The following is a 24,679-nucleotide window of genomic DNA, read 5'->3' as shown; positions in this document are numbered from 1 at the left end:
TATTATAATCAAGCTCAGCAAGTTATTCTCTGAATTTGTTTATTCCGGCTTACTTCTTAGTAAGCCGGCTGATGCCTCGTGCAATTTCACCTATCCAGAGAACCAGCGAGCTGGAACCGATAATGATACCCCAGTCTTTCAAAGACAAAGGAACCACATTGAACATCTCTCCGCCAAACGTAACGATCAGATACTGACCGATAAGGATAAGTAGGGCTACAAACAGGAAGCTCTTACTCTCTTTCAGGTTGGCGAATGCTGAACGGCCTTCCATAAATGCCTTGGCATTAAACATATTCCAGAACTGAAGCATTACAAAGAAGCTGAAGAACCACGACAAGTCATGCGGCGTCAGTCCAGTCTGTGCATGGAAATAATACAATACTCCCATTAGGATCAGCACGAAAGCAATACCTACTCCGAAGATATTGTATGCCATCGGCCGGGTGATGATAAAATCGCCATCTTTTCCGCTACGGCGGGGTTTATCCTTCATAACCCGTTCGTTAGGGGGGAGGGAGGCCAATGCTCCGGCGGCAAATGTATCCATGATCAGGTTTACCCATAACATCTGCGTGATGGTAAGCGGTGATTCGGTCCCGAACAGCGAACCCAACAATACGATCAGACAGGCTGCCACGTTGATGGTTAGCTGGAATAAGAGGAACTTCTGGATATTACGATACAAGGAACGTCCCCACATTACGGCACGTGTGATACTTCCGAAAGAGTTATCCAGGATCGTGATGTCGCTGGCTTCTTTGGCTACAGAAGTTCCGTCTCCCATGGAAAGACCCACCTGGGCGGCTTTCAGGGCCGGAGCATCGTTGGTTCCGTCGCCGGTTACGGCAACTACGGCACCTTTCTTCTGTAATAACTGCACCAGGCGTTGTTTGTCGGTAGGACGGGCGCGGCACATGATTTTCAGATCCAGCACGCGGTCGAGCACTTCTTCGTCGGTCAGTGCTTCAAAGCCCGGACCTGTGATGATGTTGCGGTCGGTATCTTCCGGTTTCCAGGTTCCGATCTGACGGCCAATCTCACGGGCGGTACCAGGAGTATCACCGGTTACGATCTTTACATCAATACCAGCATTCAGACAGCTTTGTACGGCAGCCGGGACATCTGCACGGACAGGGTCGGAGATGGCAACGATTCCCAGATAGGTCAGGTCGGTATTATGCAGGCGGCCATTGACGAAGAACGATTCGTCCTGTCCGTCTTCAATAATCTGATAAGCAAAACCGAGTGTACGCATGGCCTGATTCTGATAATCCAGTAGTTGTTTTTCAATATCGGCCTTGCAGGCATCTACCGGTTTATAAGTGTTGTCAATGGCTACACGTTGGCTGTTTGCCAGTACAATTTCCGGTGCCCCTTTTACGTACAGCACTTTTTTACCCAATAACGGCGATTTAACGACTGTCGCCATATATTTCCGTTCGGTCGAGAAGGTCAGCTGGTCCATGACCGGCGCTTCCTCCCTTAATGTCAGGTAGTTTTGTTGCTGGCTGTTCAGCCAAAGCAATAAAGCAGCTTCGGTAGGGTTGCCTAATGTCTTTACTTTCTCTTCCGAGAAGTCGAGGAAGGCGGTCGAGTTAACGGAAATGCCTTCCTTAATAAGGTTGCTTAGTTCATCGTCTCCTAGTTTTTGGTCTTTGAGATTATAGAAATTGGTCTGGTAAACCTGCATTTGGTTTTGTGTCAGCGTACCGGTTTTGTCGGTACAGATAACCGTAGTCGCCCCCATCGTTTCGCAGGCATGCATTTTGCGGACCAGGTTGTTTGTCTTGAGCATGCGGTTCATACTCAGGGCAAGACTGAGGGTGACGCTCATCGGCAAACCTTCAGGGACGGAAACTACGATTAAGGTTACTGCTATCATGAAGATATTCAGAATATGGGAGATCAGATCCATGACCGGCATACCCGATGAACCGAGTAATAATTTGATCAGCAAGGCAATAAAAGTAAGCCCGGCAACTGTATATCCTCCTTTACTGATTACGGCGGCAAGCCCTTTCAGCTGTATCTGGAGCGGAGTCTCTATGTCACTTTCAATCTGCGAACCTTCATATACTTTACCATATCCGGTAGCGTCTCCCACCAGTTCGACTTTCATGACTCCATGCCCGTCGACAACAGTTGTTCCCCGCATGACCATATTGGACGGATAGGTCGCTTCAGGATCGAATTCGGCTTCGTTGGTTGTTTTACTGATAATAGGTTCCCCGGTCAGTGTCGATTCGTTGATTTGCAAAGATATAGCTTCCAGCAAATGACCGTCGGCAGGAATCTCCTCTCCGGTTTCCAGTACGACGATGTCACCGACAACGACTTCTTTTTTGGTTACCTGGCAGATATTTCCTTCGCGAATCACTTTGACCAGCGTATCGTCATTGACGGTATTCAGCACATCGAATGCTTTGTTGGCCTTCAGTTCGAAGAAGAAACCGACACAGGATGCCAGCATGATGGCAAAGAATATACCGATCGGCTCCAGGAAAGCGGTAAACCCTTTCGCTTCCGGTCCCCAGCAATGTACGCCGGCAATAATCATTGATAACAGCCATGCTACCAGTAGGATCTTGATGATCGGATCATTAAACTTTTCGAGGAATTGACTCCAGAGAGAGGCTTTCTCTGGTGGAGTGAGGATATTTTCGCCGTGAAGGCGCCTGCTTTCTTCTACTTCTTGTTTGGTTAAGCCTTGATACTGATGTTTTTTCTCCATAAATTTGTTTAATCTGATTCAGAAAAATGAGTAGACAAATTACGTAAAGTTGACGGACATACGCAAGTGCTTTGGTTTTTAATTGATGATAGAATATAACAGTAATGTTTTGTTAACCGTTTGTTGTGTTAATTTAACGAACGGAAGGTAAACCTTTGGTCTGTTCAGATTGTCTTATATATAGAAGCAAAATGTGTGTTATTTATTTAAGGTTATGAAGAATGTTAGGTTATTCTGGTTATTAGGGATTGTCCTTTTATTAGCAGGGCAATCCCTTTATGCTCAAAGTAAAAAGGAAAAGCGGGAGCAGAAGGCAAATGAAGTGAAAGAATTAATAGATAGTAAACGGTTTACAATAGATGTAAATCGTGCGATACCCATGGGAGGACGTTCACTCAATCTGACGTCTCCCTACTCTTTGGAAATGCGCGGTGACTCGGTTATTTCCTATCTTCCTTATTTCGGAAGGGCTTATTCGGCTCCTTATGGTGGCGGTGACGGGTTACGTTTCGAAGAATCAATTACCGATTATCAATGTTCTTTTAATAAGAAAGGAACCGCTCAAATACAGTTTCGTACCCGAAGCGATGACGATACCTTTGCATTCAGTGTGCAGGTGTTCTCAAATGGCTCCGCGACAATCAATGTGACGCCTGTCAACAAACAGAACATCACATTCTATGGGGAACTGGCTCCTAAGAAAAAGGAATAAATAATCGTCCTTGCCGTGCATTTCTTTCGGCAATACGCTTATTTACTTTCGCAGTAAATTCGAAGTTCTTAAGTCCCCAGTCGGGAGCGATCAACAGCTCTTTCGGGGATTGCGATACAAACCTCTCTACCACAATAGAGGGGTTTAATTTTTCTATGAAGTCGATTACCAGGTCGATATATTCGTCGGCCGTATAAAGATGGAACTCTTCAGGATGTTCGGCATATTCTTTGGCCATGCGGGTGTTACGAATCAGTTGCAATTGATGCAGTTTCAAAGTGGTTACGGGCAATCCGGATAACCGGTCGGCATGGTGTAATATCTCTTCCCGGCTTTCTCCCGGTAAACCCAGAATCAGGTGGGCACCGGTGTAAATGCCCCGTTCGGCTGTCCGGCGGATAGCGTTTTCCGACTCTTCATAGGTATGTCCGCGGTTGATGCGGAGTAATGTTTTATCCAGTGTGCTTTCCAGTCCGTATTCTATCATGACGAACTTTTCCCGGAAAAGTTCAGTGAAATAATCCAGTAAAGCATCCGGCATGCAGTCCGGGCGTGTTCCGACGATTAACCCGACTACACCGGGATAAGATAACGCTTCTTCATATTTGGCTTTCAGCGAACTGAGTTCATCGTATGTATTGGTGTAAGCCTGGAAGTAGGCGAGGTATTTCATCTCCGGATATTTGCGGGAGAAGAAGCGGATTCCCTCTTCCAACTGTTCGGTCACACTCTTTTCCGTGTGGCAATACTCCGGACTGAATGTTTGATTATTACAATAAGTACAGCCGCCCCATCCTTTCGAACCATCGCGGTTCGGACAGGTGAAGCCTGCATTTATAGAGATTTTCTGCACCTTACAGGGGAATACTTTCCGCAGGAAATCTCCGAAATCATTATAAGGTTTTACGTTTTCCATGGGGCAAAGGTAATTTATAATGGTTAATGACCAATGTCCGGTGGTTAATTTAATGATAAAATGGCCGGACAACCTGGCTCCGGTACATAATTTACCTTTAATGGTGAACGGTTTACCGTGATAAAATACTAACTTTGCAGCCTATTCAAAATAAAATAAAAGTATTCATGAGACGATTGGGTGTTGGTTTCTTGCTTTCATTGGCGATAATTGGAAGCGTATCTGCTCAGAACGGGAGCAAACGTGTCGATTTAAAAGAAATTACAGATGGAAAGTTCCGTCAGGTAACTGCTATTGGTGAAATGCGGTCGCTGCCGGATGGAGAACATTATACAGCAATGAATAAAGATCGGAGTATGATTATCAAATACTCCTATCGTACAGGTAATCCGGTGGACACGTTGTTCAATGCCCGGACTGCCCGTGAATCTACATTCGATGATTTTGACGGATACGATATCAGCAGTACCGGCCATCATATCCTGGTTTGGCGGGAAACCGAACCGATTTACCGTCGTTCTTTCAAAGCGATGGTATACGATTATGACGTGCGCCGTAACTATGTAAAGCCTGTTTCCGATTCGAAGAACAAGCAGATGATTCCGACTTATTCGCCGGACGGACGCATGTGTGCTTATGTCGTGGATAATAATATATGGATTCGTAAGTTTGACTATGATACGGAAGTACAGGTTACCAAAGACGGTGAACTGAACAAAATACTGAACGGTATTACCGATTGGGTGTATGAAGAAGAATTTGCTGTGACTAACCTGATGGCCTGGTCGCCCGATAGTGAATATCTGACTTATGTGCGTTTCGATGAAAGCGAAGTGCCGGAATATTCCATGCAGATGTGGGGGAACGGACTGTATCCGGGATATTATAATTTCAAGTATCCGAAAGCAGGCGAGAAGAATTCGAAAGTAACGGTTCATTCTTACAGCGTAGCGACAAAAGATATCAAAGAACTGAAAGTGCCGGTGGAAGGTGATTATTATATTCCGAGAATTACCTTTACTACCAATTCCGACCAGTTGGCTGTCATGACGTTGAACCGTCAGCAGAATGTTTTCAATATGTATTATGTGAATCCGAAGAGCGGCGTATCCCGTCTGATTCTTCGCGATGAGAACAAATGCTATGTGGATTCCGAATGGCTGACTTCCATTCATTTCAATCCGAGCGGATTTACGTATGTCAGCGAACAGGATGGCTATTCCCATATTTATTTGTATTCTCCGACGGGTGTTATGCAACGTCAGGTAACGAAAGGCAACTGGGACGTAACCCGTCTGATTGGTTACGACGATGCAACTAAGGTTGTATATTATGAATCGGCCGAAGAGAGCCCGTTGCGTCGTTCAGTCTATAAGATTGATCAGAAAGGCGTGAAGACAAAGCTGTCGGAAGGAGAGGGGACGAACAGTGCCGACTTCAGCGCAAACTACGCTTATTTCGTCAATAATTATTCGAATGCAAACACTCCCGCAGTGATTACTGTCAACGAAACGAAGTCGAAAAAAGTATTGCGTGTGTTGCAGGATAATGCTGCTTTGAGAGAAAAATTGGCAAATACATCTTTCTCTAAAAAAGAATTCTTCAAGGTGCATACAGCATCTGATATTGAGTTGAATGCCTGGATCGTTAAACCGGTCGATTTCGATGAATCGAAGAAATATCCGGTGCTGATGGTACAATATAGTGGTCCTAATTCGCAACAAGTACTGGACAAATATGGTTTTGACTGGGAACATTACCTGGCTGCGAACGGAATCATCGTAGTCAGCGTGGATGGCCGGGGAACCGGTGCACGTGGTGAAGCCTTCCGCAAATGTACATACTTGCGGATGGGTGATTTGGAATCCAGAGACCAGGTGGAAGCAGCACAGGCGTTAGGCAAACTGCCGTATGTGGATGCAAAACGCATCGCCATCTGGGGCTGGAGCTTTGGCGGATACAACACATTGATGTCGATGAGCGTGGGTAACGGTACATTCAAGGCCGGTATCGCTGTCGCTCCTCCGACAGACTGGAAATATTATGACTCGGTATATACCGAACGTTTTATGCGTACGCCAAAAGAAAACTTCTCGGGCTATGCTGCAACATCGCCCATCCGGCTGGCAAAAGACTTACAGGGTAAGCTGTTGCTGGTGCACGGAACTGCTGATGATAATGTACACTTCCAGCAGACGATGGATTATGCAGAAGCATTGGTACAAGCCGGTAAACAGTTCGATATGCAGGTTTATAAAGACCGTAATCACAGTATTTACGGAGGAAATACCCGTTATCATCTGTATACCAGGATGTCTAACTTTTTATTGGATAACTTATAATGTCAGAACATGTGAGAAAGCCGGATTGGTTGAAGATCCGGCTTGGTGGGAACGAACAGTTTACAAAGACGAAAAGCATTGTTGAGTCTCATTGTCTGCACACCATTTGTACAAGTGGAAAATGCCCGAACATGGGAGAATGCTGGAGCCGGGGAACTGCTACGTTTATGATTGCAGGCGATATCTGTACCCGTTCCTGTCGATTTTGTAACACGCTAACAGGCAAACCGCTGCCGCTGGACCCGAAAGAACCGGCGAATGTGGCGGAAAGTATTCGCCTGATGAACTTAAAACACGCAGTGATAACGTCGGTCGATCGCGATGATCTTCCCGACTTGGGAGCCCAACATTGGGTGGATACAATCCGGACCATCAAAGCCGTAAATCCAGCCACCACCGTAGAAGTCCTGATCCCTGACTTTCAGGGACGCTTTGAACTGGTGGATCAGGTAGTGGAAGCTGCTCCCGAGATTATATCACATAATATGGAAACCGTGCGGCGTATCAGCCCGCAGGTTCGCAGTGCAGCCAAATACGATGTCAGCTTGGCCGTCCTGTCCCGTATAGCCGGACAAGGTGCGACAGCTAAGACCGGCATCATGGTCGGTTTGGGTGAAACTCCCGAAGAAGTATGCTGTCTGATGGACGATGTGCTCGATGCAGGTGTTTCCGTATTAACAATAGGTCAATATTTACAACCATCCAGAAAAAATATTCAAGTAACTGAGTATGTGACCCCTGATCAGTTTAATGTCTATAAATCAATCGCTTTGGAAAAAGGTTTTCGCATGGTAGAGAGCGCTCCGCTGGTCCGTTCCTCTTATCACGCTGAAAAGCATGTTTAATTACCAAAACTTTTAACAAAGTGGGTTGTTATATATTTAAAGTGCGAAGAAAGGGGGAAAGGGTATGAACAAAGTTAAGAAGGGATTAGACAATCAAGCCGTTGGTCTGTTGCCATTGTTGCTTTTTATGTTTTTGGATAATTATTTTTCTTATCTGTTGTCTTTCATTATCGGCGTTACCTTCTGTTTTGTATGTATTTTTCTGTATCAGGTGTTGAGTAAGGATAAGGTATATCAATTTTTATTGTTGCCTTCTGCAATTACTTTAGTATTGTATTCCGTCTTTCTCTGCTTGAAACTGGAGCCCGTATTGTTTATTTATTCTCCGTTGATTACGGAGGTGCTGTTGGTCGTAGTACTGGCGTTTATCGGTTTTAGCCGGCGCTCAGTATTAAAGAAGATAAGGACTTCAAAGCACCCGACTTATAAACGGACTTTAATGCGTACGACGCTGAATGAATTCTATTTCATTGCCCAGCTGGTTCAGAATTTGTATACATTACATCTGTTTGTCATCCTGGTTTACAGTATCCTTCCGGATACGATGCAGAATGTACATGCGGAACGTTTCCTTTATAGGGAACTGGGGGTATTGATTGGAGTTCTGGTCATTCTTTATGAGCAGGTACGTTTATCGTTGATGCAAGGTAGTTTACAGAAAGAAATGTGGTTACCGGTGTTGAATGAGGGAGGAAAGGTTATTGGTTGTATTGCGCGTTCGGTCAGCCGCACGTTGCCTAAGAAGTACTACCATCCGATCGTCCGGATTGCCGTCATTCATGACGGAATGCTTTATCTGATGAAAAGGAGTAAAGATGCGTTCGTATCTCCGGATACGATTGATTACCCTTTCCATAGTTATGTATTGTTCAGGCATAGTATTGAAAGTACGGTGCGTGAATCGGTTGGCGAACTCGCCGAACAGCAGGATGTAAATCCCCGTTTTCTGATACGTTATACGTTCGAGAACGAGAAGGTGAAACATCTGGTATCGCTTTACGTGATCTGTCTCCGTACAGAGGAGCAGTTTAACCAGTGTAAGCGAGCTGGCGGTAAGTTATGGACAGCCAAACAAATTGAAGAGAACCTGCATACCGGTGTATTCAGTGAATATTTCGAACAGGAATTCTCTTATCTTCAGAACACAATTTTACTGGCAGAGAGTTTCTGCTGTGGTAAGTAGGCTGGGTATTTATCGGATACCCAGTTCGATTACTTCAAGGTCTTTAATATTTTTGCCGTCAATCACAAAACGGATAAGGGTACGGACCTGATGGAAGCCGCTTTTGCCGGCTGCGCCCGGATTGATATATAAACAATTCAGGGATTGGTCGAAGGCGACTTTCAGAATGTGCGAATGACCCGCTATGAACAAGTTCGGGCGGGTATCGTACAATTCTTTGCGGATAGCCGGGTTGTAACGGCCCGGATAGCCGCCTATATGCGTCATCATCACATTTACTTCTTCCGCTTTAAAATGAGCCACTTCGGGATATTCCAACCGGAGCGATTGCCCGTCTATGTTTCCATATACCGCCCGGAAAGGTTTCAAAGCAGCTAGCTTTGCTGCCAACCCGTCCGAACCAATATCACCTGCGTGCCATATTTCATCGCATTCTGCGAAATATTCCACATATTTATCATCCCACCAAGCATGGGTATCTGAGAGAAGTCCTATTTTAAGCATAACTATTTCTTTTCAACATGTAAAAGTAAGAAAATATTACAATGAACCGGTTGACGGAGTTAGTTTAGTTCGTATTTTCTTTACAAAGGTTTCTTTCTGGTGCGATAGTCCCAGTCTTTTACGGCTTCCGGGATTATAGTTCTATATATTATGATACTGTATTCTCATATATTATGATATCGAAGTCGTATAATATATAAGAATACAGTATCATAATATATGAGAATTTGAAAGAGTATATTAGTGGCTTGTGATGATTTTGTTTACTTATGGCTATTTATTTTGAAGATTGTGATGGAATGTAAAATATTGTTCTTACATTTGGGGTGTTTGCATAAATGTATTCATATAAATTTAAAACTATGCCTATGGTATAAAACTGTCTAAAAGACATATTAAGATATAAAAACGTAAAGTTTATTTCGAAGGTGCTGAAAAACTACCACTTTTAAATGCTCTCTTCCAAGTACACTGGACGTTCACGTTTAGGCGTGGACTTCATTGTTGTATTATGAGGAGAGCGGGTTGTGGTAGACCTTTCAGGACCGTAATACGAAAAGACAATGGGTCCACGTTTTTTTATTGGTCTACTTTCTCTCAATTTTGGACTCCCGGCGAACAGCCGGATATGAAACCTTGTTTAGTACTATTCCTTTCTTATAGGATTCTGATGTAGCAACGTGAATGTTGCCAAATGAATTATTATGAAATGCGGACATTGTTTTGTAGCAAGAATGTGCGGTGAATGTCATTCGCTTGTCTTCATGCTGAAACGTCTTCTTGTTTATTTTGTCCCGCAATAAATCAAATTTATTATTATTTAATAAAATGAAACGAGAGAAAAATGTATTCCATTTAGTGGGTGTTTTATGTCTTGCCGTAGCATTGCAGTTCTTTCCTGCATCTACATGGGCGGAGACCAATGTTTTTCCTATTGTTAACCAACAAAGTACGTATACTGTAACGGGTAATATCGTGGATGGGAAAGGAGAGCCGATTATCGGTGCCAATGTTGTGTTAAAAGGTTCTGCGACAGGTGTCGTGACTGATGTGGATGGGAATTTTTCAATGAGTGTATCGGGAAATGATGTCCTGATGGTTTCCTATATAGGATACAATTCGTTGGAAATTCCGGTAAAAGGACAGAAGAGTTTGAATATCGTAATGAAGGAAAATGTAGAATCGTTGGATGAAATCGTGGTTATCGGCTATGGTACGATGAAGAAGAAGGATTTGACAGGTTCCGTGTCAGCGATAAAAGCCGACGAAATTACAGCCTTTGCTGTTTCTAATCCTATCCAGGCTTTGCAGGGGAGGGTTCCGGGGGTTGTTCTTTCGCAGAATACCGGAGATCCATCGGGCGATTACTCGATCCGTATTCGGGGAGTCAATTCTATCAAGGGGGACAATGCTCCGCTTTATATCATTGACGGAATACCGGCGAGCACTTCCTCTGTTAATACTTATGACATCGAATCCATGGAAATTCTAAAGGATGCGTCGGCGACAGCGATCTATGGTTCACGTGGTGCGAATGGCGTTGTTATGATTACAACCAAGAAGGGAAAAACCGGAAAAACAACCGTTTCCTATGATTTTGAATACGGCTTTCAGAAACAGATAAAGAAGCTGGATTTAATGAATGCCCGGGAGTGGGGACGGTTTTATAATGAATATCTGGTTAATGCAGATATTTTGAGCGAAGCTCCTTTCTCGGAAGCGGATATTGCAGCAATGGGAAAAGGCGTGGACTGGCAGAGTGAAGTATTCCAGAACGCCCCAATCTCGAATCATAATATTAATGTTTCGGGAGGTACGGACAACGTGCGTTATTTCATAAGCGGTTCGGCTATGATGAAAGATGGTTTGATTCATAATAGTTCGTATGATAAATACAACCTGCGTTCAAGCCTGGATTTGAAAATGAGCAAGATGGTCAGTGCTTCGTTGAACATGGGATATTCGTTGATAAATCAAATGAACCAGTCTGACGGAGGAGGTAATGGAGGATCGTCCATGATCGGTGCCACCTATTCTGCCGCACCGGTCTTTTATCCGTACGATGAAAACGGTGATTATAAGGATTTGCGTTCCTGGTATTCCTGGTCGTCGCATGAAATTAAAAATCCGATCTGTATGGCTTATGAGTCTACTTATAAGACGGTTACAAATCTGACTAATATCAATGCGGCCATCAACTTTCAACCGGTCAAGGGACTTTCCGTCAAGGCGACTTTCGGTCTGGAAGGCTCTGATTCCCGGTATGATGCTTATACGACTAAAAAGTATATTTATCAGAATAATTCCGCCTCTGTGAATCACAAGCGTTCCACCAATGTAATAAATGAAGATATTGTGAATTATGACTTTACTGTTGATAAAATTCATTCATTCAATCTGATGGGCGGTTTTACTTATCAGCAGAATGTGTATAAATCAATAGCGGCATCCGGTAATACCTTTTTGAGTGATGTTCAGCAAACAAATAATTTGTCTTCGGCAGGAACAGTCAATACTCCTTCTACTTCTTATTCCAAATGGGCGCTGATGTCTTATCTTGGGCGTATCAACTATTCTTTTAATGGAAAATATTTGGTGACAGCCAGCTTTCGTGCAGACGGTTCGAGCCGCTATTCGGAAGGATCGCGCTGGGGATATTTCCCTTCGGGAGCTTTGGCATGGAGGATTTCTGAGGAACCATTCATGAAGCAATTTGATAAAGTTACCAATTTGAAGCTGCGTCTGGGATATGGTAGGACCGGTTCGAGTGCTATCGACCCGTATATGACACAAAATTTATTGAACACCGGGAAAACAGCGACTGGTAGTGATAATGTTCCTTACTATGCACCAAGCAGCACTTTCCCGGAAGATCTGAAATGGGAGACAACGTCTCAGTGGGATATTGGTGCCGATTTGGGTTTGTTCAATCAGCGTCTGCGTTTTACAGCCGATTATTATTATAAAAAGACGACCGACCTGTTGAATACGGTTTCCTTACCGTCTTCGTCCGGATATTCATCGACAGTCCGGAATATCGGCAGTATGAGTAACCGGGGAGTCGAACTTCTGGTGGAAGCGGATGTCGTACAAAAGAAGGATTTCGGTTTTACGCTTCAGTTTAATATTGCACACAATAAGAATAGAGTCGAAGAACTGGCTGACGGAGATGATATTCTGGGAACGACTTACAGCAACTATGGTTCCGGTTCTATAACCATTATCCGGGAAGGGGAACCTTTGGGAGCGTTTTATGTATATAAAGATGCCGGATTAGATGAAAAAGGGTCTCTTTCTTATGTAGATATGAACGGTGATGGTCAATATACGGATACGGAAGACCGGTATATCGCGGGATCTCCTTTCCCGGATTTTACCTATGGTCTGAATTGCGGTTTCCGTTATAAAAACTGGGATTTCAATTTCTTCCTGCAAGGCAGTCAGGGGAATGATGTCTTTAACCTGAGCGAAATGAGAAACTATTCTTATGGGCAAGGCATGAATATCGAACGCAAAGTGTATTATGAAAGTTGGAGAGAAGGACAAGATAATTCTCACGTCCATTATCCGAAGATCGAGGCGGTCGGCTCTTTAAAGTACTCGGACCGTTTCATCGAGAATGGCTCTTATTTACGTTTGAAAAATGTGAGTCTGGCCTATAATTTCCCTTGTGAAAAATGGAGTACCCGGAATTGGCTCAGCGGTATCCGGGTGTTTGTAAGTGCACAGAACTGGCTGACCTTTACCAAGTATAACGGAGTGGACCCGGAAGTAAGCTCGAAAGCAAGCGATGTCAATGCGGGTATCGACCATTTGACTTATCCGAACAGTAAAACTATCTCAATGGGTTTGAGTGTCAAATTTTAAAAATCAGAAGCAATGAAAAGTAAGTTTTTATTATCAATAGTGGCCTGTCTCTCTATCTTTCAAGCCTGTGACAATTGCCTGGACGAGACGAAATATACATATTCGATTTCGAGTGAAACATTTTATAATACATTGGAAGAAGCGAATGCTGCGGTATTGGCTCCGCTGGATGTGATGCGTTCGGCTTATAATTCTAATTTTTTCGCTACGTTGGAAATCAATACGGAATACTGCTATCCGAAAGGGGTTTACCAGACTTACAAGGCTTATAACGGTTTTGTAAATTCTACCCATATCACACGAAGTGAGTCTAACTGGACAAATTTGTATAAAGCGATCATGTATTGCAATACCGCTATCGAAAAGCTGCCGGCAGCGACGGAAATGACTGAGGTGGAAATTGCGGCTTATTTAGGTGAACTGAGGTTCCTGCGAGGATTCAATTATTTTAATCTGGTCAAATATTGGGGCGGAGTTCCGCTGAAGACCGAGGATAATATAACGATGTGGGATGTACCTAAAAGTTCAAAAGAGGACGTTTATGCCTTTATTATTGAAGATCTGAAATATGCTTTGGCAAATTGTCCGGATAAATCCAGATATTTGGCAACACCGAATAAGAATGTGGTTCGGACGTGCCTGGCTGATGTTTATATGCATACGGGAAATTATGAAGAGGCTAAAACATTGGCGGGAGAGGTTGTCAATAGCGGAGTGTATTCATTGGTGCAGGTGGGTGCTTCGAGGGATTTTGACAAAGTGTTCGGTTACGACCTGACAACTTCGTCTGAAGAAGTATTCTACATCAGGACATCGCGGACGGACGACAAGACATGGGATTACTTGTCTTATACATCACATCCGAAATATGAGATAGAGCCGGGCAAGTTGATGCTGAATGGAAATGGCTATTATACACATTATACGGATTTGAGAAATCATGTGATATCTACCTGGGATACGAACGATCTCCGTTACGGGTTGAACGTCGGCTTTTACGTCTTTGGTGCCGATGCTTACGGAGAGCATACCTGTCTTCTGACAAAATATTGGGACCCGAATGCGCAGGGGAACGGTGCTAATGTTTCTATCCCATTAGTCCGTTATCCGGATGCAATGCTTATTTTTGCGGAAGCAACAGCACGTGTTGCAGGAGGGCCGACGGAAGAATCTATGGAAATGCTGAACCAACTTCGCCGTCGTGCTTATGGGCGTGATCCAAAAGTGCCGGATATGGAGTTGGATTATAAGTTGTCGGATTATAAGACGATGGATGAGTTTATTGATTTGCTGATCAAGGAAGAAACTTACGAGCACTTCAATGAAGGGAAGCACTGGGACTTCATTGTTCGCTTGGGCAAAGCTCAGGAACTGGTCGGGAAATATTATAATGTAGAAGACGGGGCGTGGACAGACATACAGGAAAGACATTATTTATGGAAGATTCCGGATTCCGAATTTAACTATAATAAAGCGATGAACCAGTCTACCGATCAGAATCCGGGTTATACTTCTGCGGAATGATTAATATGTTAAACTTAAAAAAGGAAATAGGAATGAAAAAACAGCTTGTTAACAGGGTACGTATATTTTTTATGCTTGCGTTTGTGTGGACAATAGCCTGTCTTGTTACATCATGCGGCGGACGTTCGGAGAAGGGGTATTTACGTCTTCTCTACTGGAATATACAAAATGGAATGTGGTCCGGACAGGGAGATAATTATGACAGTTTTGTTGAATGGGTTAAAGAACAAAATCCGGATATCTGTGTCTGGTGTGAGGCCCAATCCATCTATAAGACCGGGACGGCCGATCCTATGGAGGCTGCGGACCGTTATCTGACTGATAACTGGGAGAAACTGGCAATGCGGTACGGACATACATATTGTTATATAGGAGGTCATCGGGACAATTATCCTCAGGTGATAACTTCTAAGTATCCGATAAAGAATGTCTTGCGTATTGTCGGCTCGGAACCGGATAGTGTCGTTACTCACGGTGCCGGTTGGGCTCAGATCGAAGTCAACCAACAGACGATAAATGTAGTAACGCTTCATACCTGGCCCCAGGCTTTTGCTTTCCGGGCCGAAGATAAGGAGGCCAGCAAAGCGGAATCCGGAGGGGATAAGTACCGGCGCATGGAAATAGAATATATCTGTAAACATACGATCGACTCGGTGCCCGAAGCAGCGGGCCAGTATTGGATGATGATGGGAGATTTTAATGCGCGGTCAAGAATAGATAATGCAGTTTACAACTACCCGGAAGAAGATACGCGTTTTTTGGTGCATGATTATATCAGGGAGAATACGCCTTATATAGATGTGATCGCTAAAAAATACCCCGGCGAGTTTAAGACAACGACCGGAAAGGAGGCGCGTATAGATTTCGTATATTGTACTTCTCCGTTATATGAAAGAATTGTGGCTGCCGATGTCGTGACAGATACTTATACGAAACCGGTGCGCGACCCGGCTAATCTTTCAAACTTTTGGCATCCATCGGATCACCGTCCTATTTTAGTGGATTTTGATTTGGAAAAGTAGGGATTATATTCACCGGAAACGGTAGATTTGTGAGAGAAAAGGTAAAATCGGGCAACACTTCCATGGGTTGTCCGATTTTTGTGTAAGTATCTATTTCTTTTATTCTAATAAAGTATCTATATTTACGCATCTAAGAATAGAATACGATGGAGAATTCATATAAATACTTTAAGCGCGACGTTAGTTGGCTGTCTTTCAACTATCGGGTTTTACTCGAGGCGGAAGACGATACGTTGCCTGTCTATGAGCGGATTAAATTCTTGTCTATCTATTCTTCCAACCTGGAAGAATTTTACGAAATACGTGTGGCCGAGCATCGCGGGGTGATCATGAAAAAGAATTTTACCGAAGAAAGCGGTGATGAGGCCGAAGAAGTGTTGACCGAGATAACCAATGAAGTAAACCGCCAGCAACGTGAATATTACCGGATCTTCTCTGAAAAGATATTACCGGAGTTGAACCGGCAGAATATCTATCTCTATCAGGGAAGCGAACCTGAGCCATTCCATGAAGAGTTCGTTCATAACTTCTTTAATGAGGAGGTGTTTCCGTTCCTGTCGCCTGTCATGATACAGGCTGGGGATATCCGTACCTTTATCCGTGACCGCCGTCTGTATCTGGTGATCCGTATGGTAAAGAAAAGCAAGCGGAAGCCGGAAGGCGATCAGGCGCCTGAATATCATTATGCACTGATGAAGATACCCTATGCCAAGGTACCTCGCTTTATAGAGTTGCCGCAACATGAAGGGAAGTTCTACATCATGTTTATCGATGATATTATCCGTGCGAACCTGGCGAATATCTTCCCCGGATATATAATTGACAGTTGTTACAGTATCAAGATATCCCGTGATGCCGATATTTATCTGGAAAATGAGAAAGGTAATATCGTTGAAAGCATCCGGAAGAAAGTGAAGAAACGGAAGATCGGTGCCCTGAGCCGTTTTATGTACGACCGGGCAATGCCGGACGATTTCCTTTCCTTCATCTGTGAGGCTTTCGGCATTACCCGCGATGACCTGGTTGTAGGAGGACGTTACCTGAATTTGCAGGATCTGGCTAAATTGCCCAATCCCAAAGGGAAGGAGTTGGAGCAGAAGATTCCGACGCCTATGCGTGTCCCTTATCTGGATGAGAAAGGTTCCGTATTCCGGGCAGTGAAGAAGAAAGATATTTTGCTGCATTTTCCCTATCAGTCGTTCGATTATCTGATACGTTTCCTGATGGAAGCTGCGTTCGATCCGAAAGTGGATGAGATAAAGATCACCCAGTATCGGGTGGCCGAAAATTCGGCCGTCATCAATACGTTGGTCAGTGCGGCACAGAACGGGAAGAAGGTAACGGTATTTGTCGAACTGAAAGCCCGCTTCGATGAAGAGAATAATATGAGTACGGCTGAACGGATGGAGCAGGCGGGCATACGTATTATTTACAGTATTCCCGGATTGAAAGTGCATGCGAAAGTGGCGGTTATCATCCGGAAAGATCCGGAAGATGGAAATAAACGGCGTGATTTCGCTTATCTCAGTACCGGCAATTTTAATGAAAAGACTGCCCGGGTCTACTCGGATATGGCCTTGCTTACCTGTAATGACGAGATCATAACGGATATAAATAAAGTGTTTGCCGTGCTGGAAGGGAAAATGGCGGAGCCTACTTTCCGGCATTTGCTGGTTGCCCGTTTCAACATGGTGCCCGAACTGATCCGTATGATCCACCGTGAGATCGAACATGTGAAGCTGGGACGTAAAGGGCGGATCGTGTTAAAGATGAACGGGTTGCATGACCAGAATATGATAAACGAACTGTATCGTGCCAGCGAGAACGGGGTGGAGATCGACCTGATCGTAAGGGGCATCTGTTGTCTGGTTCCCGGACAGCCTTACAGTGCCAATATCCGGATCACCCGGATTGTCGATATGTTCCTGGAACATTCCCGTATCTGGTATTTCTATAATGACGGCAAGGAAGATGTTTATCTGACATCGGCCGACTGGATGCGTCGTAATCTGAACCGCCGGATAGAAACGGCTTTCCCGATACTGGTTCCCGAAATAAAGCAGGAAGTGATCGACATTCTGAAGATACAGATGCACGACAATGTAAAAGCCTGCCTGATCGACGAGCAGCTGCATAACAACTTCAAGCATAATGAGGAACCGGTGAAAGTCCGTTCCCAACTGGCTATTTATGAATATTTGAAAAACAAATCGTGAATAAGATCGTATGGACAATCCTTCTTCCCTGACTTTTTTTCTGTTCTGTTTCTGTTGGGTGGCTCTGATAGCGGGAGCGGTGCTGGGGTATATTATAGGTATCCGTATGGCACGCAACCGGGAACGTCACAGGCTCGTAAAGGAAAAGATCAGGAAGAACAAAGTTGCCATTTATCATTACCAAAAGGAGAAATACGATTATATCGAGCAGATCAACCGGCTGGAACAGGATTTACAGAGCCTGACGGAAGAATCGGAGCTTTACAAGGAACGTGTCAGTGACCTGGAATATTACAAACGGAAGGTGCGTGAGCATGAACAGGTCATTAAACGGCTTTCCTCTGCTTCGTCAGAAACGATAGAATTGCCGGTCGATTCCTTTTCCCTGTTGCTGCAACTCAAACAAGATCCGGTACGCACTAATCTCAGCCGGCAGGAATGGATGGAATTGCTTCGTACGACCGACCTTCTTTTCAATAATTTCCTGACGGAGTTGAAGCAGAAATATGGTATAACCCGTCATGAAGAGGAAATCTGTTGCCTGATAAAATGGAACTTTGCCCGCAAGGATCAGATGGCTGTTTTCAATAACACGACCGATGCCCTCACCAAGTCGAAGAGCCGCCTGAAAAAACGTCTGCAACTGGATGAGAAGACCGACCTGGATCAGTTTATCCGGATGTATTAGAGAAAAAGTACCTGATTCCTTTTTCCGATGATCGGAATAGTACTCTTCCGGTCATCGGAACACTGCTCTTCCACCCATCGGAATAGTACTCTTCCGACTATCGGAAGAACGTTATTCCGATGGTCGGAAAAAAGCAGAAGCTCGACTGTTTCTTTTATTGGCGGAAAATATTTGAGTCGTTTCTAAAGCATCATGTCCAGATAAATACATAAAATTAAATAGTTTTAGGATATATGTTTTTTATATACAGCCTGTTAACCCTGTGTTCGTTTGTCCGGCACCATTTCTTTTCTTCTGTTGACTTATCCTTTACTTTTGTCGGAGTAAACAATAAACTCTGGAAAAGAAAAATCAATAAAGCTATGAGAACACAGCATCTATTTACTTTTTATTTAGTAGGATTACTGACTTTGGTTAGTTGTAACTCTTCGATCGTAGAAAAACGGGCTACCGGTTTGCCGTATGAAATCCTGGTTGTCATGACTCGGGAAGTTGGAGACAGCGAAGTCGGGGATTTAGTGAAAAATCAATTAAAATCTCCCATTGCCGGATTGCCCCAACCTGAACCCGCCATGCGTGTTACATTTGTTCCTACCGAGACTTTTAATGGCTTGTTGAGATACGTCCGCAATATCCTGGTTGTCGATATTGATCCGACGAAGTATACGATGGTTTCATTGAATGGCTTTAAAGATGAATGGGCAAAAGAGCAGGAAGTGATAAAACTCTGTGCTCCGTCGACTCGTGAACTGGTCACTTACCTGACATTGCATGATTCGGATATTGTCAATCATTTCTGTGCAATTGAAAAGGACCGTCGTATAAAGATCCTGAAAGAACATTACAGCCAGTTGGCAATGGATAAAGTGCAGGAGAAGTTCGGTATGAAATTGCATGCTCCGGACGATATGACTTATTATAAAGATACGACCGATTTCCTGTGGGTGTCGAACAATGCTAAAACCGGACGTGTCGACCTGATCGTCTATTCCTTTCCATATACCGATGCGAATACATTTACACAGGACTATCTGGTGGCAAAACGGGATTCTGTTTTAAAGGATAACCTGCCGGGTGCTTTTCCGGATTCTTATATGACTACGGAAAGGCGTGTCGACCTGACTTACGAACCTATAATGTTACATGATAAATACTGCGGAGTCTTACGTGGCCTGTGGAAGATGGTTGGCGATAAGATGGGCGGACCGTTTGTCAGCCATGCTTTTCTGGATACGAAGACACAGCGTGTGATTGTTGCCGAAGGTCTCGTTTATGCTCCGGAAACAACCAAACGGAATTATATACGTAAGATCGAAGCTGCACTTTATACGGCACGCCTGGATACCATCTCCCGCTGATTCGTGAGACACTCTCCACTAAGGCTGTCTAAGTGGAGAGACTTAGGGCGTCTAAGTCCCGGGACTTAGACAGTCTAACCAACGGGAGTTAGGGCATGCGCCTAAAAAATGTTAAAGAAGGTGGAGTGTCGGGCTATTGGCATTAACCTTTCAGGTTAGTCTGTTAATAACTGTATCTGCTTGGGCATATATCCGGTGCGGATGCGCCATTCCTGCGGGTAAAGGTTGTTGGCACGGTTTCCGAGATGTTTGACAAAACCTAAAGGAAATCCTTGATAACAAACCAATACGTACCCTTTTTCTATTTCGGCAGGGAGGAGCAATGCTTCTTTTTTCAGGTATTTGATGGCATCGTCCCAGCTTACTTCGGCACAGGTAAAAGCCTCTTTGTTCAGTGCCGTGCTTAAAGCCAGCGAATGGGCCGGTAAAATATCTTTGCCTTTTATCTCTCCGATGCGGATTCCGGCAGATACGATTCGTAACTGGGTGGATAGCAATTGCCAAGTGTCATAATGGATGGACGGTATGGCTTGTATCGTATCATTGAATATTTCCATCCGGAAGCTGTCCGGCTCCTGTATCCATTTGTTTACAACAGGAGGGATGACGGGAGCGGCTTTTCCTTTATCCTTCTTGTTTTTACTTTTAGGACGGATTATTTCATCGACTTCGCCGGACGCTTTACGCAGGGCGGCCAGGAAGAATCCTTCCCCTTTTGTTTTATGGGGGAAGAAACGGTAGACCGGGTGTGCATGGCGTAGCGGTCCGGTGATCTGCCATTCATCCCTAATGGGAATGGACAGGGCTTCGGCTCCCAGTTCTTCTATTATATAATGTATATTATCTTCATCCTCTTCCGTATTGTAAGTACAGGTGCTGTAAATGAGCAGTCCGCCCGGTTTCAGTGCGTTCCATATGTCGTGGATGATACGGCGTTGACGGGCGGCACAAAGGTTGACGTTTGCCACGCTCCATTCGCCGGTACTGTCGGTGTCCTTGCGGAACATTCCTTCGCCGGAACAGGGGACATCGGTAACAATAACATCAAACAGATGAGTAAGGCGTCCGATATCTTCGGGATCGTTGTTCATGACGATATTGTTCGGATTTCCCCATTTGGTGATATTTTCAGCCAGGATATTACTGCGGGTACGGATCACTTCGTTGCTGACCAACAGACTGCCTTCGGGTAAAAGGTTCAACAGATGGGTGGACTTACCACCCGGTGCGGCACAAAGGTCCAGGCATTTCACCGGTTCGCTGACAAAGTTCCGGATGGCTTGCTCCAGAAACATGGAGGAGGCTTCCTGCACATAATAGGCTCCGGCATGAAACAGCGGGTCGAAGGTGAACGACAGGCGTTCGGGCAAATAATAACCTGTTTCGCTCCAGCCGACCTGAGGTGTTGAGGGAGCCTTCGTCCCTTTATTCCGGTTGATACGGATACTGACGGGAACGTCCGCTTGCAATGCGGCTTCCAGTTTGTCATATTCTTCGCCCAGCAAGGCACGGGTACGTGTGATAAATTCGATAGGAAGTGCCATCTTATTCTGTTTGTTTGGCACAAAAGTACTAACTTTGCGGAAAACTAACAGTATGCAAGCATCGCTTTTCCTTATACCGGTTACATTGGGAGACACCGATCATCGGCGTGTTCTCCCGGAATATAATCGTGAAATCATTCTACAGATCAAACATTTCATCGTAGAAAATATACGTACAGCCCGCCGTTTCCTGAAAAAGACGGAACCATCTATCGTGATAGATGATCTGACTTTTTATGAACTGAACAAGCATACTTCGCCGGAAGATGTGGCCGGTTATCTGGTTCCGTTGACGAAAGGGGAGCATGTCGGTGTGATATCTGAGGCCGGTTGTCCGGCTGTTGCCGATCCGGGAGCGGATGTCGTTGCTATTGCGCAGCGGAAGAATTATCCGGTGGTTCCCCTGGTTGGACCGTCTTCTATATTAATGTCGGTAATGGCTTCCGGTTTCAACGGGCAGAGTTTTGCCTTTCATGGCTATCTGCCCATCGATGCTTCGGAACGGACAAATACAATCAAAAAGCTGGAAGGCCGTATCTATTCGGAAAACCAGACACAGCTTTTTATCGAAACACCTTACCGTAACAATAAATTGGCTGAGGAGTTGATCCGTACTTGTCGCCCGTCAACCAAATTATGTATCGCTTCGGATATTACTTGTGAAGATGAATATATCCATACCCGTCCTGTGAAAGACTGGGCAGGAAAAGTTCCTGATCTGAGTAAGAAACCGACTATCTTTTTAATCTATAAATAACTTTTTATGGCAGCTTATCAGGCACATGAAACAGCAGTGATCGATCCTGGCTGTACGATCGGCGATGATACTTTTATTTGGCATTTTTCTCATATAATGGCCGGCTGTATCATTGGTGAAGAATGTAATATCGGGCAGAATGTCGTTATTTCGCCGGGCGTGGTTTTGGGGAATAACGTCAAAGTCCAGAATAATGTTTCCGTCTATACCGGAGTGACTTGTGAAGATGATGTTTTTCTGGGACCGAGCTGTGTGTTCACGAATGTGATAAATCCGCGCAGTGCCGTTTGCCGCAAAGACCAGTATAAGAAAACTCATATAGGAAAAGGGGCTACTATTGGTGCCAATGCAACGATTATTTGCGGGCATAATATCGGAGCCTATGCATTGATCGGTGCGGGAGCGGTTGTAACTAAAGAGATTCCTGCTTATGCTTTAGTCGTTGGTAATCCTTCCCGGCAGATCGGCTGGGTCAGCGAGTATGGACACAGACTGGAGTTTGATGAGAAAGGTTTTGCTATTTGCCCGGAGAGTGGAGAAGGGTATCAGCTGAGGGATAATGAGGTGGTCCGTATCGGATAAAAAAGAGAAAGGCGGATAATCAACCATCCGCCTTCTGAATATTTCTTAGCAAGCCTTCAAACTCATATCGAGACTTTTGACCGAGTGGGTCAGTGCTCCGACAGAGATAAAGTCTACGCCGCATTCTGCATAATCGCGCAGTGTGTCGAATGTGATACCGCCGGATGATTCGGTTTCGAAGCGTCCTCCAATCATTTCGACTGCTTTCTTTGTATCTTCGATATTGAAATTGTCCAGCATGATGCGGTCGATACCGCCAACATTCATTGCCTGCTGCAATTCGTCGAAGTTGCGTACTTCGATTTCGATCTTCAGGTTTTTGCCTTTTTCTTTCAGGTAGTTCTGTGCACGGGTAATAGCCTGTTCGATGCCACCGGCAAAGTCTACATGATTATCTTTCAGCAGGATCATGTCGAATAGTCCGATACGATGGTTGACACCGCCGCCGATCTTTACAGCATCCTTTTCCATCATACGCATGCCCGGAGTCGTCTTACGGGTATCCAGTACGCGGGTTTTAGTTCCTTCCAGTGCTTTTACATATTTGCGGGTTGTTGTTGCAATACCGCTCATACGTTGCATAACGTTCAACATCAGGCGTTCTGTCTGTAGCAGCGACTGCACTTTTCCTTCAACGGTAAAAGCGATATCACCTTTCTTTACTTCTGCGCCATCATTGATGAAGATTGTCATTTTTAGTTCCGGGTCGAAGTCATGGAAGATGCGTTTAGCCATTTCCACACCGGCCAGTACGCCATCCTCTTTGATAATAAGCTGACTCTTTCCCATAGCTGTTTCGGGAATGCAGCATAACGTTGTATGATCGCCGTCACCGATGTCTTCGGCAAACGATAATTTAATTAAATCGTCAATTAACTGATCCATTTGTTATTCTATTCTGATTGATTGTATAATCGCTTTGTTGCCGTCGGCACGGTAAGTAATGTTTACACGATATTCGCCTGAAGCGGTCGGGAGTTTACCGACAAAAAATCCAGCGTCTTTTTTGTCTGCATGATGTACTACGGAGAATCCCGAAGGTTTGTTACTGCCAAAAAAAGTAGACAGCATTTTAACGGCTTCGCTTCCGCTGCACTTTTTAGATGAGCCGGGTAGGGCCATATCTACTTCCTGGTCCATTGCTCCTGTCAGTGTAGAGGCATCTCCTCCTTTGAAGGCGTTTGATATCGGAGTAATATCGGCTGCCATTACGCTCAAAATTGAGAATACCAATGCCAATGTAAGTAATAATCGTTTCATAAGCTATCTCCTCTTTTTATGAGTATTCTGATGCAAAGGTATGTATTTTTCCTGTAAATTAGCGCCTTCAATATTAAAATGTCAACGAATGAAGATTGCACTGATTGTAATAGGCAAGACGGATGCCGGTTATTTTGTGGAGGCTATTAATGAATATAAGAACCGTCTGGTTCATTATATCCCTTTTGAAATGGAGGTTATCCCCGATATTAAGAACGTAAAAAACTTATCGGAAGTCCAGCAGAAAGAGAAGGAAGGGGAATTGATTTTAAAGACATTGCAATCCGGTGATTATCTGGTTTTATTGGATGATAAAGGGAAAGAATTTACTTCCATGCAATTTTCTGCTTATATAGAAAAGAAGATGCATACGATACCGAAACGGCTGGTCTTTGTGGTCGGCGGTCCGTATGGATTCAGTGAAGCGGTGTATAAAGCCGCTTCGGAAAAGATTTCATTGAGCAAGATGACTTTTTCGCATCAGATGATCCGTCTGATTTTTATTGAACAGATTTACCGCGCGATGACTATCCTGAATAATGAACCTTATCATCATGAATAGAATAATGTGCCAATATGCCAATTAAAAGAGTGATGGCTCTATTTTTTAATTGGCATATTAGCA

Annotated in this window: 19 protein-coding genes; 13 read left to right on the top strand and 6 right to left on the bottom strand. The window is 44.3% G+C overall.

The window, feature by feature from the left end:
- Nucleotides 1-49: 49 nt before the first annotated feature.
- Nucleotides 50-2,734: a calcium-translocating P-type ATPase, PMCA-type gene (locus K6V26_RS16685; RefSeq protein ID WP_007654540.1), complete on the bottom strand. Its 2,685-nt coding sequence runs from the start codon at nt 2,732-2,734 to the stop codon at nt 50-52.
- A gap of 214 nt (nt 2,735-2,948) precedes the next feature.
- Here K6V26_RS16685 and K6V26_RS16680 point away from each other — a divergent pair, with 214 nt between their 5' ends.
- Nucleotides 2,949-3,446 carry a DUF4251 domain-containing protein gene (locus tag K6V26_RS16680; RefSeq protein ID WP_046145234.1) on the top strand — a complete coding sequence of 166 codons (498 nt, stop codon included), beginning with the start codon at nt 2,949-2,951 and terminating at the stop codon, nt 3,444-3,446.
- Here K6V26_RS16680 and K6V26_RS16675 read toward each other — a convergent pair.
- The gene (locus tag K6V26_RS16675) at nt 3,430-4,362 is read right to left on the bottom strand and encodes a TIGR01212 family radical SAM protein (RefSeq protein ID WP_224263350.1); all 933 of its coding nucleotides are present in this window, start codon (nt 4,360-4,362) and stop codon (nt 3,430-3,432) included. The two genes, K6V26_RS16680 and K6V26_RS16675, sit on opposite strands and share 17 nt — an antisense overlap.
- Before the next feature lie 167 nt (nt 4,363-4,529).
- Between K6V26_RS16675 and K6V26_RS16670 the strand changes: the two genes are divergently transcribed.
- The 3 genes from K6V26_RS16670 (at nt 4,530) to K6V26_RS16660 (ending at nt 8,732) form a co-directional block, all read left to right on the top strand.
- Nucleotides 4,530-6,704, top strand: coding sequence for a S9 family peptidase (locus tag K6V26_RS16670; protein WP_010802136.1), 2,175 nt, complete (start codon nt 4,530-4,532; stop codon nt 6,702-6,704).
- On the top strand, nt 6,704-7,549 hold the full coding sequence (gene lipA / locus K6V26_RS16665) for a lipoyl synthase (RefSeq protein ID WP_224263349.1): 846 nt from the start codon (nt 6,704-6,706) through the stop codon (nt 7,547-7,549). The genes K6V26_RS16670 and lipA overlap by 1 nt, the downstream gene beginning before the upstream one ends.
- Before the next feature lie 64 nt (nt 7,550-7,613).
- Complete coding sequence (locus K6V26_RS16660) at nt 7,614-8,732, top strand: NUDIX hydrolase (RefSeq protein WP_007654535.1); 1,119 nt, start codon at nt 7,614-7,616, stop codon at nt 8,730-8,732.
- A 9-nt stretch (nt 8,733-8,741) separates the two neighbouring features.
- Here K6V26_RS16660 and K6V26_RS16655 read toward each other — a convergent pair whose 3' ends face one another.
- Nucleotides 8,742-9,236 carry a metallophosphoesterase family protein gene (locus K6V26_RS16655; protein ID WP_224263348.1) on the bottom strand — a complete coding sequence of 165 codons (495 nt, stop codon included), beginning with the start codon at nt 9,234-9,236 and terminating at the stop codon, nt 8,742-8,744.
- 828 nt (nt 9,237-10,064) lie between these two features.
- Here K6V26_RS16655 and K6V26_RS16650 point away from each other — a divergent pair.
- The 6 genes from K6V26_RS16650 to K6V26_RS16625 all read left to right on the top strand — a co-directional run bounded on the left by K6V26_RS16650 (nt 10,065) and on the right by K6V26_RS16625 (nt 19,911).
- Nucleotides 10,065-13,103: a SusC/RagA family TonB-linked outer membrane protein gene (locus tag K6V26_RS16650; protein WP_224263347.1), complete on the top strand. Its 3,039-nt coding sequence runs from the start codon at nt 10,065-10,067 to the stop codon at nt 13,101-13,103.
- Between the two features lie 12 nt (nt 13,104-13,115).
- Nucleotides 13,116-14,627 carry a RagB/SusD family nutrient uptake outer membrane protein gene (locus tag K6V26_RS16645; protein ID WP_224263346.1) on the top strand — a complete coding sequence of 504 codons (1,512 nt, stop codon included), beginning with the start codon at nt 13,116-13,118 and terminating at the stop codon, nt 14,625-14,627.
- A 32-nt stretch (nt 14,628-14,659) separates the two neighbouring features.
- Nucleotides 14,660-15,649, top strand: coding sequence for an endonuclease/exonuclease/phosphatase family protein (locus tag K6V26_RS16640; RefSeq protein WP_010802140.1), 990 nt, complete (start codon nt 14,660-14,662; stop codon nt 15,647-15,649).
- Nucleotides 15,650-15,795: 146 nt separating this feature from the next.
- Complete coding sequence (locus K6V26_RS16635) at nt 15,796-17,865, top strand: RNA degradosome polyphosphate kinase (protein WP_224263345.1); 2,070 nt, start codon at nt 15,796-15,798, stop codon at nt 17,863-17,865.
- 10 nt (nt 17,866-17,875) lie between these two features.
- Nucleotides 17,876-18,553 carry a hypothetical protein gene (locus K6V26_RS16630; RefSeq protein WP_224263344.1) on the top strand — a complete coding sequence of 226 codons (678 nt, stop codon included), beginning with the start codon at nt 17,876-17,878 and terminating at the stop codon, nt 18,551-18,553.
- Nucleotides 18,554-18,915: 362 nt separating this feature from the next.
- The gene (locus tag K6V26_RS16625) at nt 18,916-19,911 is read left to right on the top strand and encodes a DUF4837 family protein (RefSeq protein ID WP_224263343.1); all 996 of its coding nucleotides are present in this window, start codon (nt 18,916-18,918) and stop codon (nt 19,909-19,911) included.
- A 155-nt stretch (nt 19,912-20,066) separates the two neighbouring features.
- Here K6V26_RS16625 and K6V26_RS16620 read toward each other — a convergent pair whose 3' ends face one another.
- Nucleotides 20,067-21,455: a methyltransferase RsmF C-terminal domain-like protein gene (locus K6V26_RS16620; protein ID WP_224263342.1), complete on the bottom strand. Its 1,389-nt coding sequence runs from the start codon at nt 21,453-21,455 to the stop codon at nt 20,067-20,069.
- Between the two features lie 52 nt (nt 21,456-21,507).
- Between K6V26_RS16620 and K6V26_RS16615 the strand changes: the two genes are divergently transcribed.
- Both K6V26_RS16615 and K6V26_RS16610 read left to right on the top strand, forming a co-directional pair.
- A complete protein-coding gene (locus K6V26_RS16615) occupies nt 21,508-22,212 on the top strand; it encodes an SAM-dependent methyltransferase (protein WP_007654520.1) in 705 nt (234 codons plus the stop codon).
- 6 nt (nt 22,213-22,218) lie between these two features.
- On the top strand, nt 22,219-22,794 hold the full coding sequence (locus K6V26_RS16610; RefSeq protein WP_010802145.1) for an acyltransferase: 576 nt from the start codon (nt 22,219-22,221) through the stop codon (nt 22,792-22,794).
- A 45-nt stretch (nt 22,795-22,839) separates the two neighbouring features.
- Here the strand turns inward: K6V26_RS16610 and nadC are convergent, their stop codons facing one another.
- Nucleotides 22,840-23,679: a carboxylating nicotinate-nucleotide diphosphorylase gene (gene nadC / locus K6V26_RS16605; protein ID WP_010802146.1), complete on the bottom strand. Its 840-nt coding sequence runs from the start codon at nt 23,677-23,679 to the stop codon at nt 22,840-22,842.
- Between the two features lie 3 nt (nt 23,680-23,682).
- Nucleotides 23,683-24,054, bottom strand: a complete 372-nt coding sequence (locus K6V26_RS16600) for a DUF4783 domain-containing protein (protein WP_007654516.1) — start codon at nt 24,052-24,054, stop codon at nt 23,683-23,685.
- An 88-nt stretch (nt 24,055-24,142) separates the two neighbouring features.
- Here K6V26_RS16600 and rlmH point away from each other — a divergent pair, with 88 nt between their 5' ends.
- Complete coding sequence (gene rlmH / locus K6V26_RS16595; protein ID WP_007654508.1) at nt 24,143-24,616, top strand: 23S rRNA (pseudouridine(1915)-N(3))-methyltransferase RlmH; 474 nt, start codon at nt 24,143-24,145, stop codon at nt 24,614-24,616.
- The last annotated feature ends 63 nt before the right edge of the window (nt 24,617-24,679 follow it).

The organism is Parabacteroides goldsteinii (assembly GCF_020091425.1).
Lineage (GTDB): Bacteria > Bacteroidota > Bacteroidia > Bacteroidales > Tannerellaceae > Parabacteroides > Parabacteroides goldsteinii.
The sequence above is the reverse complement of the archived record's forward strand: the minus strand, read 5'-3'. Positions and strand labels throughout refer to the sequence as shown.